At 73.9% G+C, this 13,038-nt stretch carries 14 protein-coding genes; 5 read left to right on the top strand and 9 right to left on the bottom strand.

Annotated features, from left to right (window positions below; genetic code table 11):
- Positions 1-80 precede the first annotated feature (80 nt).
- Positions 81-545 carry a hypothetical protein gene (locus tag BLT76_RS21310; RefSeq protein WP_090860323.1) on the bottom strand — a complete coding sequence of 155 codons (465 nt, stop codon included), beginning with the start codon at positions 543-545 and terminating at the stop codon, positions 81-83.
- 85 nt (positions 546-630) lie between these two features.
- On the opposite strand from BLT76_RS21310, the gene BLT76_RS21305 reads away from it, so the two are divergent.
- Both BLT76_RS21305 and BLT76_RS21300 read left to right on the top strand, forming a co-directional pair.
- The gene (locus BLT76_RS21305) at positions 631-1,092 is read left to right on the top strand and encodes a hypothetical protein (RefSeq protein ID WP_090860322.1); all 462 of its coding nucleotides are present in this window, start codon (positions 631-633) and stop codon (positions 1,090-1,092) included.
- On the top strand, positions 1,089-1,373 hold the full coding sequence (locus BLT76_RS21300) for a transcriptional regulator (protein WP_211753122.1): 285 nt from the start codon (positions 1,089-1,091) through the stop codon (positions 1,371-1,373). The genes BLT76_RS21305 and BLT76_RS21300 overlap by 4 nt, the downstream gene beginning before the upstream one ends.
- A gap of 14 nt (positions 1,374-1,387) precedes the next feature.
- On the opposite strand, the gene BLT76_RS25465 is transcribed toward BLT76_RS21300, so the two are convergent.
- Positions 1,388-1,570, bottom strand: a complete 183-nt coding sequence (locus tag BLT76_RS25465; RefSeq protein ID WP_139175758.1) for a hypothetical protein — start codon at positions 1,568-1,570, stop codon at positions 1,388-1,390.
- A gap of 87 nt (positions 1,571-1,657) precedes the next feature.
- Positions 1,658-2,341: a SprT-like domain-containing protein gene (locus BLT76_RS21295; RefSeq protein WP_090860321.1), complete on the bottom strand. Its 684-nt coding sequence runs from the start codon at positions 2,339-2,341 to the stop codon at positions 1,658-1,660.
- Between the two features lie 90 nt (positions 2,342-2,431).
- On the opposite strand from BLT76_RS21295, the gene BLT76_RS21290 reads away from it, so the two are divergent.
- The gene (locus BLT76_RS21290; RefSeq protein WP_090860320.1) at positions 2,432-2,839 is read left to right on the top strand and encodes a VOC family protein; all 408 of its coding nucleotides are present in this window, start codon (positions 2,432-2,434) and stop codon (positions 2,837-2,839) included.
- Between the two features lie 52 nt (positions 2,840-2,891).
- Here the strand turns inward: BLT76_RS21290 and BLT76_RS25930 are convergent, their stop codons facing one another.
- Genes BLT76_RS25930 through BLT76_RS21280 form a run of 3 tightly spaced genes read right to left on the bottom strand, consistent with a single transcriptional unit; the run spans position 2,892 to position 5,161 of the window.
- A complete protein-coding gene (locus tag BLT76_RS25930) occupies positions 2,892-3,062 on the bottom strand; it encodes a hypothetical protein (protein ID WP_170867188.1) in 171 nt (56 codons plus the stop codon).
- A 50-nt stretch (positions 3,063-3,112) separates the two neighbouring features.
- Positions 3,113-4,621 (bottom strand): flotillin family protein, encoded by a 1,509-nt coding sequence (locus BLT76_RS21285; protein WP_090860319.1) that lies wholly within the window; start codon positions 4,619-4,621, stop codon positions 3,113-3,115.
- Positions 4,622-4,657: 36 nt separating this feature from the next.
- Complete coding sequence (locus BLT76_RS21280; protein ID WP_090860318.1) at positions 4,658-5,161, bottom strand: NfeD family protein; 504 nt, start codon at positions 5,159-5,161, stop codon at positions 4,658-4,660.
- Positions 5,162-5,278: 117 nt separating this feature from the next.
- Here BLT76_RS21280 and BLT76_RS21275 point away from each other — a divergent pair, with 117 nt between their 5' ends.
- On the top strand, positions 5,279-6,322 hold the full coding sequence (locus BLT76_RS21275) for a zinc-dependent alcohol dehydrogenase (protein WP_090860317.1): 1,044 nt from the start codon (positions 5,279-5,281) through the stop codon (positions 6,320-6,322).
- Here the strand turns inward: BLT76_RS21275 and BLT76_RS21270 are convergent.
- Positions 6,319-7,866, bottom strand: coding sequence for an alkaline phosphatase D family protein (locus tag BLT76_RS21270; RefSeq protein WP_090860316.1), 1,548 nt, complete (start codon positions 7,864-7,866; stop codon positions 6,319-6,321). The two genes, BLT76_RS21275 and BLT76_RS21270, sit on opposite strands and share 4 nt — an antisense overlap.
- 70 nt (positions 7,867-7,936) lie before the next feature.
- On the bottom strand, positions 7,937-9,082 hold the full coding sequence (locus BLT76_RS21265; protein ID WP_090860315.1) for a fatty acid desaturase family protein: 1,146 nt from the start codon (positions 9,080-9,082) through the stop codon (positions 7,937-7,939).
- A gap of 129 nt (positions 9,083-9,211) precedes the next feature.
- Here BLT76_RS21265 and BLT76_RS21260 point away from each other — a divergent pair, with 129 nt between their 5' ends.
- Positions 9,212-9,703: a hypothetical protein gene (locus tag BLT76_RS21260; RefSeq protein WP_090860314.1), complete on the top strand. Its 492-nt coding sequence runs from the start codon at positions 9,212-9,214 to the stop codon at positions 9,701-9,703.
- Between the two features lie 22 nt (positions 9,704-9,725).
- On the opposite strand, the gene BLT76_RS21255 is transcribed toward BLT76_RS21260, so the two are convergent.
- A complete protein-coding gene (locus BLT76_RS21255; protein WP_090860313.1) occupies positions 9,726-12,998 on the bottom strand; it encodes a DEAD/DEAH box helicase in 3,273 nt (1,090 codons plus the stop codon).
- Positions 12,999-13,038: the final 40 nt, after the last annotated feature.

Below are 13,038 nucleotides of genomic sequence, written 5' to 3'. Positions count from 1 at the left end.
ACGACGGCGCGGGCGAACCCGCGAAGCGGCACCGAAGGTTCATCGACTGGTCCAGGCCAGTGCCGGCCGGCCCTCGGGCCTCAGGCCTCGGGCGTGACCGTCCGCCGGCCCAGGTCGCTGAGCCGCCACACGCCGGGGGCCGCGTCGACCAGACCGTCGTCCATCAGCGCCTTGCGCGCCTTGCGCGCGGCCGCGCGCCACCGCAGCTCGCCCTGCGGGTTGGTCTCGCGGTCGCCGGGTCGCAGCCGCTCGCCGATCCGCTCCTCGAGCTGCTCGAAGACGTCCTCCGCGTCCAGCTCGCCCCCGGCGTCCTGCAGCGTCGCCAGGATGGCGGGCCGCAGCTCCTCGGGCGAGGTCCACTTCCGCGGGGCGGTCGAGCGGGCCGGCGCGGCCGCCGCCCGGGTGCCGGGGACCCTCGGCGGCGCCTTGACCCGGGGGGTCCGCGGCGCGGGGGCCGGAGCCGGCGGCGGGACCGGCTCGGGCCGGCCGTGCACGCACTGGCTCAGCGGGAGGTCACAGAGCTCGCAGTAGTCCGCATCAGCCACGGGGACGACGGTACGACGTCCGGGTGACGGCCGCTGCACCGGGCATCACTTGCCAGACCGGAAAGTGCGACGTACGGTTTCCAACATGGAAAGCGATCAGCTCGACCCGCACGAGGCACGCCGCATCGCCGAGCGCGCGGAGGCCGCGCCGTACGTCGACTACCCGCCCACGCCGTGGTGGTACCCGCCCGCCGCGGGAGCGTGGGCCGCCGCCCTGGTGCTGACCATGGGGCTCGCCCAGGACCACCCGGTGGCCGCCGTCGGGATCGTGGCCCTGATCGCGGTCGAGTCGGCCTTCCTGGGCTGGTACGCCCGCTACCACGGCGCCTTCCCCTCCCTGCGCCGGGCGCCTGCCGAGTTCAGACCCGCGTTCGTCCGGTACGTCGTGGGCGTGGTCTCCGTGTTCGTGCTGGTCGGGGCGACCTGGTGGCTGGTCGGGTACGTGGCCGCCGGCGGCGTCGCCCTCGTCCTGGTCACGACGGGCCTCGCGCTCTACGAGCGAGCCTTCGCCGGCGCGGCCGAGCGGACCCGGGCGCGGCTGGCGTGATCGAGGACCTCGACCCGGTCATCCACGCACCCAAGCGACTCGCCGCGATGGCAGTGCTGTCGACCGCGACCACCGTGACCTTCCCGTTCCTCCGCGAGCACCTCGGCGTCTCCGACTCCGACCTGTCGAAGCAGATGGCCACCCTCGAGAGGGCGGAGTACGTCGAGGTCCGCAAGGCCGGGCGCGGTCGCGGCGCGACCACGACGTACCGCATCACTCGGACGGGGCGGGCGGCCTACGACCGACATCGTCGGGCACTGGCGGCGATCCTGGACGGCTGAGCCGTCCGTTCGGCTCAGCGCTGGCGCAGCCGCCGGGCCTCACGCTCGATCTGGACCTGGTGCCGGAGCCGGACCTCGGCGAGGCGCTCCTGCTTCTCCTCGTCGCTGAGGGCGTGCCACGACAGCCGACGCACCGCGAGCTGCTGCTTCATGATCGAGACCTCCATCCCCTGGTTGACTGCCACAACGGTAGGCATCGGCCGGTCCTTCCCGCATCCGACTTTTGTCTGGACCAGACCGTTCGGGAATCCGTCTTTCGGTGGGGGCGCACCCCCGCCCGACGCTCAGGGGGCGCGCTCGACCAGCTCGAACGGGACGGTCAGGACGCCGATCGGGGTGTGCAGGTGGTAGCGGGTGCGGCCGCGCTTGACGACCGAGCCGACCGTGCCGTGGTAGCGCCCCTGGGCGACCACCCGGGCCCGCTCCCCCGGGCGCAGCACCACGGCCGGGTGCGCCGCCGGGACAGGGCGGGCGCGGAGCCGGCGCAGCTGGGTCTCGTAGGCCGGCGACATCGCCACGGTCTCGCCGTGGTGGGTCCAGGTGAGCAGGTGGGCGAGGTCGAAGGTCGGACCGCAACGGCGGCAGGCCGCCGGCCGGTCGGGACGACGGTGCCGGGTGACGCGGTGACCGGCGGGGCAGGTGCCGACCCAGGCGCCCTCCAGCTCGGGCGCCTCCCGGCTCACGCAGCGCTCGCCGCTGCACCCGATCCGCCGCGCGGTCGCGCGCCACACGGCGTCGTGGCCGTGCCGGACGCCGACCAGCGCGTGGGCGATCTCGTGGAGCACGGTGTCGCGCACGTCGGCCTCGTCGTGCAGCTCGGTGAGCGGGGCGCTCAGCCCGATCTGACGGCGGTCGTAGCGGCAGATCCCGGCGCGCCGCTTGGCCCGGTCGAAGACCAGGGTCCAGCCGCGCAGGCCGTGCTCGGCCATCAGCGCCCGGCCCATCCGGGCCGCCTCGTCGAGGTCCACGGGCAGGACGCTAACCGCCCCGACCGACACCGTCCGGGACCACCCCCGGAGTCGCGATGAGTTCACCTCGTCGCGGCAGTCTGCCCAGCCATGACGAGCATCCTGAACCCCTACCTGCACTTCGACGGTGACGCCCGCGCGGCCCTGACCTTCTACCACTCGCTCTTCGGCGGCGAGCTCCACGTGATGACCTACGGCGACATGGGCACCGAGGGCGACCTCGCGACCCAGGTGATGCACGGCCAGGTCAGCAACCCGGGCGGGATCACCCTGATGGCCTCCGACGGCGCCCCGGGCGAGTCGCTGGTCCGCGGCAACGCCTCCAACCTCAGCCTCAGCGGGGACGACGAGGCCGAGCTGCGCGGCTGGTTCGAGGCCCTCGCCGACGGCGGCGCGGTGCACGTGCCGCTGGAGAAGCAGATGTGGGGCGACGTGTTCGGCCAGGTCCAGGACCGCTTCGGCGTGATCTGGCTGGTCAACATCGCCCAGCCCGCCTGATCCGACCGCGACCGGGTCAGCGACCGGGTCAGCGACCGGGTCAGCGACCGGGTCAGCGACTGAGACGCAGCCGTCGTACGTCGTCCTCGACGGCAGCACGCTGCTGATCGCGCAGCCGCTCGAGACGGGTCCGCCGCTCGTCCTCGGACAGGCTGCGCCACACCCGGCGGGCCACCACCAGCGGGTGCTCCGCGACGTCGCCCCGCTGCCTCACCTCTCCCATTCGTCAAGGCTAGCCTGACGAGAGGGAGAGGTGAGGCAGAACTCCCGGAATCAGTCGGTCGGCGCCGACGACACCTCGGCCGGAGCGCCCGCCGCCTTGCCGACCGCGGTCTTCACGAGCGCCTCGAGGTCCAGACCGGTCGAGGTCTTGAGCATCGACAGGGTCTGCACGATGTTGTCGTTGACCTGCCGCGGCAGCGCCCCCGCGCCGTCCGGGGAGATGACGGTGAGCTGGTCGATGGCGCCGATCGGTGCGGCGACCTCCTTGGCGATCTGGGGCAGCACCTCGATCAGCATCTGCAGGACGGCGGCGTCGTTGTAGTTGGCGAACGCCTCGGCCCGCTTGTCCATCGCCTCGGCCTCGGCCTGTCCGACCGCGAGGGTGGCGGCCGCCTGGGCCTCACCCTCGGCGCGGGTGGCGTCCGCCTCGGCGGTACGACGGGCCTTCTCCGCCTCACCGCGCCGGGCACCCTCGATCGCCTCCGCCTCGGCCAGCGCGGCCCGGCGGGCCTTCTCGGCCTCACCGGAGAGCCGGGCCTGCTGGGCCTCGGCCTCGGCCGCCGCGATGGTGGAGGCCTTGCGGGCGTCGGCGGCCGCGATCTCGGCCGACCGCTTGGCCTCGGCCTCCTGCTCGACCTTGTAGCGCTCGGCGTCCGCGGGCTTGCGCACCTCGGTCTCGAGCTTCCGCTCGGTCAGCGCCGCCTGGCGCACGGCGACCTTCTCCTGTTCCAACAGGATCGCCTGGTCGCGGTCGGCCTGGGCGAGCGGGCCGGCGGCCGCGGCCTGAGCGGACGCGGCGTCGGTCTCGGCCTTGATCTCGGCCTGCTTCAGCGCCAGCGTGCGCTGGGCGATGGCGATCTCCTGCTCGGCCGCGATCTGCGCCTGCTCGGCGGCCTGGCGCGCGTTCGCCTCGGCGATCCGCGCGGTCTGGCTGACCCGGGCCGCCTCCGGCCGACCGAGGTCGGCCAGGTAGCTGCCGTCGTCGGTGACGTCCTGGATCTGGAAGGTGTCGAGGATCAGGCCCTGGCCGGTCAGCGAGTTCTCGGACTCGTCGGCCACCCGCTGCGCGAACGCCGCCCGGTCGCGGATGATCTGCTCGACCGTCAGGCCGCCCACGATCGAGCGCAGCGCACCGGCGAGCACCTCCTGGGTGAACGGCTCGACGTCCTGCTGCTGGCTGAGGAAGCGCTGCGCGGCCAGCCGGATCTGGTCGGCGTTGCCGCCGACCTTGACGATCGCGACGCCCTCGACGTTCAGCTTGATGCCCTGACCGGAGACCGCACCGCGGATCTGGACCGAGATCCGCCGCGAGGAGAGGTCCATCGTGGCCTGCTTCTGCACGAACGGGATGACGAAGACGCCGCCGCCGAGGACGACCTTCTGCCCGGAGAGGTCGGTGCTCAACTGCCCGGTCTCGGGGTTCAGCACCGCCTTGCCCTTGCGCCCGGTGATGATGAACGCCTGGTTCGGCCCGGCGACCTTGTAGCGGCTCGTCACGAGGAGCACGAGCAGGATGAGGAGCAGGACGAGGCCGCCGACGGGGATCAGCAGGTCGGTCATGGGGAGCCTTTCGGATGGGTCGTCAGGGCAGGAACATCACGGGAGAGGACGCCACACCGGGGCGACCTCGACGGCGGTCGGCGAGAGCACCGTGGTCACGTAGACCTCGGTGCCGGCCTCCAGGGGCTGGTCGCAGCGCGCGTTGAGCCGGACCGGGTTGCCGCCGACCAGCACGTCGACGGTCCCGAGGCCGGCGTTCGGGATCGCGCTGACCACCCGGCCGGCCTGGCCGACGGTGTGGTCGACGGACGGGGTCGCGTCGCTGCCGCCGTCGCGGATCAGCCGGGTCAGCCAGGCGGCGAACCAGCCGAAGACCACGCCCGCGACGATGCCGACGGGCAGCGACACCACGGCCGGCGTACCGGCCGCCTCGGCGGTCGCGCCGCCGAAGCCGGTCGCCGCCACGAACGCACCGATGACGGCCGTGGAGAAGACGTCGCCCGGCAAGGCGTCGGCGACGCCGTCGAGCAGGTCACCGAGGACCAGGCTGACGGCCAGCAGCACCAGGCCGATCACCCCGATCACGAGGAAGACGGTCACGCCGGCTCAGCTCCTGTCGTCGACGGGCCCCGATGCTTTCACAGCCGTCGCGCGGTTCGCACCCGGATACCCCACCCCTTATCCGACATACGTCGCTTTTGTCGTACGGTCGGGGGGGTGACCGAGACGTATGCGCAGGTGGTCGGGGTGTCCCAGGTCGAGCTCGGGACGGAGAGCAGCCCGCCGGACCTCGGGCCGGACCAGGTCGAGGTGGGCATCACCTACTGCGGCGTCTGCGCGACCGACACGCACAACTACACCTCCGGCGGCCAGGTCCCGCCGGCCGTCTTCGGCCACGAGTGGACCGGCACCGTGCGCCGGATCGGTGCCGAGGTCACCGCCGTCGCCGTCGGCCAGCGGGTCGTCGCCGCCGTCGGCGCCGCGTGCGGCCGCTGCGCGATGTGCCTGGCCGGTCACGCCGACCACTGCGACACCGCGTTCGCCGAGGCCAACGGCGTCACGCCCGACGCACCGGCGCACGGCGGGTTCGCCACCGCGCTCGTGGTGTCCGAGCGGCGGGTCCTCCCCGTCCTCGACGGGCTCACCGACGTCCAGGCGGCCCTGGTCGAGCCGACCGCCGTGACCTTCCACGCCGTACGACGCACCCGCCAGCCGCTCGGCGCCGTGGTCGTCGTCCAGGGCGCCGGCCCCATCGGCCTGCTCGCGGCGCAGCACGCCCGGCACGCCGGCGCCGGTCGCCTGGTCGTGATCGAGCCCAACCCGGAGCGCCGTACCGCGGCCCTCGACCTCGGGCTGACCGACGTCTTCGAGCCCGGCGACCGGGTCCGCGAGCACCTCGACGCGATCACCGGCGGCCTCGGAGCCGACGTCCTCTACGAGTGCACCGGCGTCGCCGGCCTGCTCCAGTCCTCGGCCGAGCTGGTCCGCCGCGGCGGCACCCTGTCGCTGCTCGGCTTCCCGATGACCGACTCCCGGGTCAGCTACGGCGACTGGCAGCTGCGCGAGCTCACCGTGATCGGGTCCCTCGCCTACACCCGTGCCGACTTCGTCGGGGCGATGCGGGCCATCGCCGACGGCGCGGTGCGCGTGGACGGCCTGCACACCGGCACCGTCGGTCTCGGCGAGCTGGCCGCCCTCATGGATGAGCTCGACTCGGGCCGCACCACCCACGCGAAGGTGCTGGTCGACCCGCGTCTCTAGCGTCCCTCCGGCTCGAGATCTTGGCTGAACAGCACGGCCCCGGTCAGGTCGCGCAGGCTCACCGTCAGCCGCCCGTCGGCCGCGATGTCGGCGTGGCCGAAGAACTGGTTGCCGTGCCGTGGCGACTCGTTCGGGGTCGCCGCGTGCTTGCGGAAGACGACCTCCGGACCGAAGGTGCCGTCGAGCTCGTTGGGCCCGAACGTGCCCGCCGCGATCGGCCCCGCGACGAACTCCCAGAACGGGTCGAAGTCGGTGAAGCCCGCGCGCTCGGGCGAGTAGTGGTGGGCCGCACAGTAGTGCACGTCAGCGGTGATCCACACGACGTTGCGGACCCGGTGCCGCTTGAAGGCCGCCAGGACGGCAGCGATCTCCTGTTCCTTGCCGAGCGGGGCACCCGGGTCGCCGTTGGCCAGGCTCTCCTGCGCCTCCCCGTCGGGTACGACGACGCCGAGCGGGAGGTCGGCCGAGATGACCTTCCACGTCGCGCGGGAGCGCCGTACCTCGCGGACGAGCCAGTCGGCCTGCTCGGGACCGAGGATCCGGGTCCCGTCGGGCTCCAGGCCCGCGGTGTTCGGGTCCTTGTGGGTGCGCATGTCGAGGCAGAAGACGTCGAGGTGCCGGCCGCGCTCGACCTTGCGGTAGATCCGGGCGGGGGCGAACCCGCCGTCGCGGCGGTGCGCCGCCGGGTCGGCGATCGGCTGGTACTCCTGCCAGGCCCGCCGGGCGCGCTGCGCCAGGACGTCGACCCGGCGCTCCTGGGTGTAGCGCGGGTCCTCCAGGACCTCGCCCGGGTACCAGTTGTTCGTGGTCTCGTGGTCGTCCCACTGCGCGACGACCGGGGTGTCGGCGTAGAAGGCCCGGACGTTCTCGTCGAGCAGCGTGTAGCGGTGCCGGCCACGGAACTCCCCCAGCGTCTCCGCCACCTTGCTGACCTCCTCGGTGACCAGGTTGCGCCACACCTGCCCGTCGGGCTCGGTCACCGTGGCCGCGATCGGGCCGTCCGCGTAGATCGTGTCGCCGGCGTGGACGAACAGGTCGGGCCGGGTCTCGTGCATCGCGCGGTAGCCGACCAGCCCGCCGAGGTCGGGGTTGATCCCCCAGCCCTGCCCGCAGGTGTCGCCCGTCCACACGAAGCTGGTCGCGGCCTCGTGCAGCGACGCCGTCCGGAACCTCGCCGTCCGGGTCTCGCCCAGCAGCCCGTGCTCGTCCTCGAAGCCGAGGCGTACGTCGTACTCGCGTCCCGGCGCCAGCCGGTCCAGCGCCAGCTTGGCCGTGTGGTCGGAGGTCGCGGTGGCCCACGGGCCGCGGAGGCGGTGCCGACGCCGGCCGCTGACCACCTCGGCGACCAGCCGACCGCGACCGGAGGAGCGCGCCCACAGCACGGCGCTGCGGGTCGTGACGTCGCCGGACTGCACGCCCGACGGGAGGGTGAGCCGGCGGCGGACCAGCCCGGCGGAGGCGGACGCCGGCGCGGCGGCGAGAAGGCCGGCGGCGGAGCCGGCGAGCAGGGTACGACGGAGGAGGTGCTGCCCGAGATCAGTCATGCCGTCACGCTGCTCCCGCCGGGTGGCGAGGGCGTGAGCAGCCGGTGGCGGGCGGGTGAAGCCGCTCGGCCTACGCCGGCCGGGCGGTCAGCTTGCGCAGCTGAGGCAGCAGGTTGCGCGGGCGGGTCTCGGCGAGCCAGCCGTTGGGCAGGGACAGTCGGACCACCTTGTGCCAGGCGCTGGCGACCTGCCGGACCAGCGGGCGCGAGCAGTAGGCCAGGTCGAACTTGTCGAAGACCTCGCGCACCCGGGGCGCGATCTCGCCGTACCGGTTGCTGGGGAGGTCGGGGAACAGGTGGTGCTCGATCTGGTGGGAGAGGTTGCCGGTCAGCAGGTGCAGGGTCGGCGGGCCGGCGATGTTGGCCGAGCCGAGCATCTGGCGGACGTACCACTCGCCGCGGCTCTCGTCCTCGTCGAGCTCGGGCAGCTCGAACGCCTCGACACCCTCCGGGAAGTGCCCGCACATGATCACCGAGTGGCTCCACACGTTGCGGACCAGGACGGCGGTGGCGTCGGCGGCCAGGGTCGCGCGCCAGCCGGGGCCGGAGAGGGCCGGCCAGACCACGAAGTCCTTGGCGGCCTGGCGCAGCGCCCGGCGCAGGGTCACCAGCGCCTCGGCCCGCTTCTCCGGCGACAGCTTCCGGCCACCGCGGATGTGGTCGCCGAGGTCGAGGTCGTACATCGCGATGCCCCACTCGAAGATGCACGCGGTGACGGCGTTCCAGAGCGGCTGGACCAGGTAGCGCGGCCTCCACTCCTGGGCCTCGTCGACGCGCATGATGCCGTAGCCGAGGTCGTTGTCCATCCCGATGATGTTCGTGTAGGTGTGGTGCACCTGGTTGTGCGCGCGCTGCCACTGCTTCGGCGGCGAGGCGTGGTCCCACTCCCAGGTCGACGAGTGGATCCTGGGGTCGCGCATCCAGTCCCACTGCCCGTGCAGGACGTTGTGGCCGATCTCCATGTTGTCGAGGATCTTGGCCAGGCTCAGCGCCGTCGTCCCGACCACCCAGGCGCCCTTGTTCCGGCCGAGGAGCAGCACCGCACGGCCACCGATCTCGAGTGTGCGCTGCACCCGGATCACCCGCCGGATGTACGCCGCGTCCCGCGCCCCCCGGTCGTCGAGGACGGCCTGGCGGATCGCGTCGAGCTCCTGCCCCAGCAGCTCCACCTCCGCAGGAGTCAGGCCCCCCGGCCGGCGGTCGATCACGCTCGTCATGGCCCTACTGTGCCTGGTCCGACGGGGCCGATGGTGACCGGGATGTGAAGTCTCGGACCCGGTTCGTTCACAGCGATGGCACAGGTCGGACCGAAGTCCCTGCCAGCCCACGGGCGGACAGTCGGGTCCATGAACCAGCACCAGCCGGGCGACCAGCGCCCCCAGGACGAGACCGGTCCGCTCGCCGCCCAGCAGCCCGCCGCGGGCGCCACGGCGGTCGCGGACGCACCACCCCCGCCGCCGCCGTACCCGCCGGCGGCCACCGCCCCGAAGCGCCCGAACCCGCTGCGCCGGGTGCCCCGCACCGCCTGGCTCGCCGCCGCGGCCGTCGTGGTCCTGGTCGGCGTCGGCCTGGGCGGCTTCTTCCTGGGCCGGGCCACCGCGGACGACGACGGCGGCTTCCCCGACCGCGGCCAGCGTCCGGACTTCCCGGGTGGCGGCGGTCCCGGCCGGGACGGACAGATGCCGGGGATGCCGGGTCAGAACGGCCAGGACGGGCAGCTCCCTGGCCAGGGTCAGCAGGGCCAGCCCGGCAGCAGCACCGACGACGGCACCGACAGCGGCACCCAGGAGGACTCGGCCGACACCACCGCCTGGTACGTCGTCCCCTCCGCCGCCTGAGCCGAGTCGGCTCAGCCCGGGCTCAGTCCCCCAGCAGCGCTCGTACGTCGTCGGCGGTGACGGCGGTCGCCATCGCCCCGTCGCCGTCGACGACCTGGGCGAAGAGCGCGGCCTTGCGGGCCTTCAGTTCCATCACCTTCTCCTCGATGGTGTCGGTGGCGACCAGCCGGTAGACCATCACCGGCTGGTGCTGGCCGATCCGGTGGGCCCGGTCGACGGCCTGCGCCTCGGCTGCGGGGTTCCACCAGGGGTCGAGGACGAAGACGTAGCTGGCCTCGGTGAGGGTCAGGCCGACCCCGCCGGCCTTCAGGCTGATCAGGAACGCCGGGGCGTCGCCGTGGCGGAACTCCCCGATCGCCGCGTCGCGGTCGCGGGTGCGACCGTCGAGGTAGGCGTGGCCGATGCCCTCGGCGTCCAGGCGCCGGCGTACGCGGGCCAGGAAGCTGGTGAACTGGCTGAAGACCAGCGCCCGGTGCCCCTCCGCCGCGAGCTCGCGGAGGTGGTCGACCAGCACGTCGATCTTGGCCGACCCGATGCCCTCGTGCTCGTCGTCGACCAGCGCGGCGTCGAGGCTGAGCTGGCGCAGCTTGGTCAGCGAGCGGAAGATCGCCACCCGGTTGCTGTCGAAGTCGCCGATCAGGCCGAGGATGTGCTGGCGCTCGCGCTGCAGGTGGGTGTCGTAGACCCGTCGGTGCTTGGGGCCGAGCGCCACGTCGAGCACCTGCTCCTGCTTGGGCGGCAGGTCGGCGGCCACCAGCTCCTTGGTGCGGCGCAGCAGGAACGGCCGGATCCGGGTGCGGAACCGGGCCAGCGCCCGCTCGTCGCCCTGCTTCTCGACCGGGTTGGCCACCAGCTCGGCGAACTTGCGCGGCCAGGGGTAGAGCCCGGGCGCCACGATGGACAGCAGGGACCACAGCTCCATCAGCCGGTTCTCGAACGGGGTGCCGGTGAGGGCCAGCCGGAACGGCGCGTCGATCCGGCGGACCGCCTGGTAGGTCTTGCCCTGGTGGTTCTTGACCTGCTGGGCCTCGTCGAGCACCAGCCCGCCCCATGGCAGGGCGACGTACTCGTCGGCCTCCAGCCGCAGCAGCGTGTACGACGTCACGACGACGTCGGCGCCGCGCGCCACCTCGGCCAGGCTGCTCCCCCGCCGACTCCGGCCCGCACCGATCGACCGGACCACGAGGCCCGGCGCGTGCTGGGCCGCCTCGCGCACCCAGCCCGGCACCACGCTCGTCGGCGCCACGACGAGGAACGGTCCGGTGCCCTGCGCACGGGCGTGCGTGATCAGCGCCAGCGCCTGCAGGGTCTTGCCGAGCCCCATGTCGTCGGCCAGGATCCCGCCGAGCCCGGCGTCGTGGAGGAAGGCCAGCCATCGGAAGCCGTCGAGCTGGTAGTCGCGCAGCTCGCTGTCGATCCCGACCGGGTCGACCTCCGGCAGCGCGGCGAGCCCGCTGAGCTGCTGGGCGGCGGCGACCCAGCGGGCGGCCTGCTGGTCGACCAGGCCGATCTCGGCGAGCTCGCCCCACAGGCCGAGGTCGTGACGGCCGACCCGCAGGGTGCCGTCGTCGTCCTGCTCGGTCAGCTCGGCCGCGGCCCGGACCGCATCGGCGAGCCGGGCCAGCGCCGGGTGGTCGGCGGGCAGGTAGCGGCCGCTGGGCAGGAACACCTGCTCCTGGTCCTGGGTGAGCGCCTCGAGGACGTAGGCCAGCGGGACCTCCTCGCCGTCGACGTCGACGACCACCCGCAGGTCGAGCCAGTCGACCGGGCCGGCCGCGTCGTCCTCGGCCGTCAGCTCGAACCGGATCTCGGGCTCGGCCACGGCGGGTCGGTAGTCGGGCTGCACCCCGACCTCCTCGACCTCGACCAGCGGGTCCTCGCGCAGCGTCGGCAGCACCTCGCCGACCAGGGTCAGCAGCCGGTCGCCGCGCAGCTCGTGGCGCGGCCGCAGCGCCCCGGACCCGTCGCGCAGCAGCCGGTCGCCGGTCGCGCCGAGCGCCAGCCGCTCCAGGTGGGCCTGCTCCCGCTCGGGCCGTCCTACGTCGCCGCGGGTGCCGCCGAGGTCGACGTCCTGGACGTCGTCGCCGGTGCGGTAGCGCCAGGTCCAGGCCACGTCGGCGACCCCGGGGCCGCGCCAGCCCACGGTCAGCACGAGCGCCGGGGGGAGCTCCTCGGGCAGCGCCACCGCCCCGTCGCTGGAGGCCACCGCGAGGTGGCGGCGCAGCCGGGGCAGGTAGTCGCGCACGAACTGCTCGCCCTGGCCGGCCGGGATCCGGATCGGGTCGGGCGACTCCACGAGCTGCCGCACCGTCTCGGGGACGATCCGGTCGAGCGGCGCGAGCACCAGCGCGGAGCTCACCGGGTCGACCAGGGCGACCCCGTGGCCCTGCCGGCCGACCACGAGCAGGTCGTCGCCGGACCACCAGCGGCCCTCGTGCTCGACCCCCACCTCGACCCGCGCGGTCCCGTCGCCGGTGTCGTCGCCGCGCACCTCGACCCGCAGGGAGAGCGGTCCGTCGAGCAGCCGCACGGAGGGTACGTCGGCCGCGCCGAGCAGCTCGACGCCCGCCTCGCGGGCCCGCGACAGCATCGACCACACGCCCGAGCCGAGGTCGTCGAGCGGCGTCTCGCCGCGGTAGTAGTGGGGCGAGCGTCGGGCCGCGGCGAGCTCGGACATCGCCGCGAGCTGGGCCGGGTCGTGGCTGTGGGAGTACGCCGCCCGCGGCAGGTCGTCCCAGCCGATGCCGCGACGGATCCAGGTCCCGCGGCGGCCGGTCGTGAGCGGGTTGACCCGCACCGTCGGGCGCATCGCCCGCACCTGCCACGACGGCGCCCGTCGACGGTCGCCGGTCGCCTCGGGCCGGTCGAGGCCCACCTCGAGGGCGAGCGGCTTGAGCTCCTCGGCCGGCACTGAGCGGCCCAGCTCGTCGAGGACCGCGTCCAGCCGGCTGCCCCAGTCGGAGTCCTCGCCGCCGGCCGCGCTCTCCGCCTGGCCGGCGATCAGCACCGCGGCGGCGTGCTTGCACGAGCGACCGACGAAGCAGGTGCAGCGCCCGCGCACCAGCACGGTGCGGGCCGAGCGGACCAGGGTGACCGACACGTCGTACGGATCGGGCTCGCCGCCCTGGACCTCGCCGGCCAGCACGACCTGGTCGCGACCGGGGCTGACGACGTCGACCCAGTCGACGCGGCCCTCGGCGACGTAGGCCTGCGCTCGCGCGAGGGTCCCGGCGTCGAACGACAGGCCCAGCATCGCGTCGTCGAGCAGGCGCAGCAGCGGGACGGTGTCGGGCATCCCCCGATCATGCCGTGCCGAGCGGACAGCCCGTGCGTCC

This window comes from Nocardioides lianchengensis, assembly GCF_900101465.1.
GTDB lineage: Bacteria > Actinomycetota > Actinomycetes > Propionibacteriales > Nocardioidaceae > Nocardioides > Nocardioides lianchengensis.
Note: the sequence above shows the minus strand (reverse complement) of the source record. Positions and strands in the feature narration are given on the sequence as shown.

What these genes read in the sequence shown, in the direction of transcription:
- BLT76_RS21305 (WP_090860322.1), top strand. Translation starts at nt 631, where the DNA reads ATGGAAAGCGATCAGCTCGACCCGCACGAGGCACGCCGCATCGCCGAG.
- BLT76_RS21255 (WP_090860313.1), bottom strand. Translation starts at nt 12,998, where the DNA reads ATGCCCGACACCGTCCCGCTGCTGCGCCTGCTCGACGACGCGATGCTG.
- BLT76_RS21270 (WP_090860316.1), bottom strand. Translation starts at nt 7,866, where the DNA reads ATGACTGATCTCGGGCAGCACCTCCTCCGTCGTACCCTGCTCGCCGGC.
- BLT76_RS21260 (WP_090860314.1), top strand. Translation starts at nt 9,212, where the DNA reads ATGAACCAGCACCAGCCGGGCGACCAGCGCCCCCAGGACGAGACCGGT.
- BLT76_RS25465 (WP_139175758.1), bottom strand. Translation starts at nt 1,570, where the DNA reads ATGCCTACCGTTGTGGCAGTCAACCAGGGGATGGAGGTCTCGATCATG.
- BLT76_RS21290 (WP_090860320.1), top strand. Translation starts at nt 2,432, where the DNA reads ATGACGAGCATCCTGAACCCCTACCTGCACTTCGACGGTGACGCCCGC.
- BLT76_RS25930 (WP_170867188.1), bottom strand. Translation starts at nt 3,062, where the DNA reads ATGGGAGAGGTGAGGCAGCGGGGCGACGTCGCGGAGCACCCGCTGGTG.
- BLT76_RS21265 (WP_090860315.1), bottom strand. Translation starts at nt 9,082, where the DNA reads ATGACGAGCGTGATCGACCGCCGGCCGGGGGGCCTGACTCCTGCGGAG.
- BLT76_RS21285 (WP_090860319.1), bottom strand. Translation starts at nt 4,621, where the DNA reads ATGACCGACCTGCTGATCCCCGTCGGCGGCCTCGTCCTGCTCCTCATC.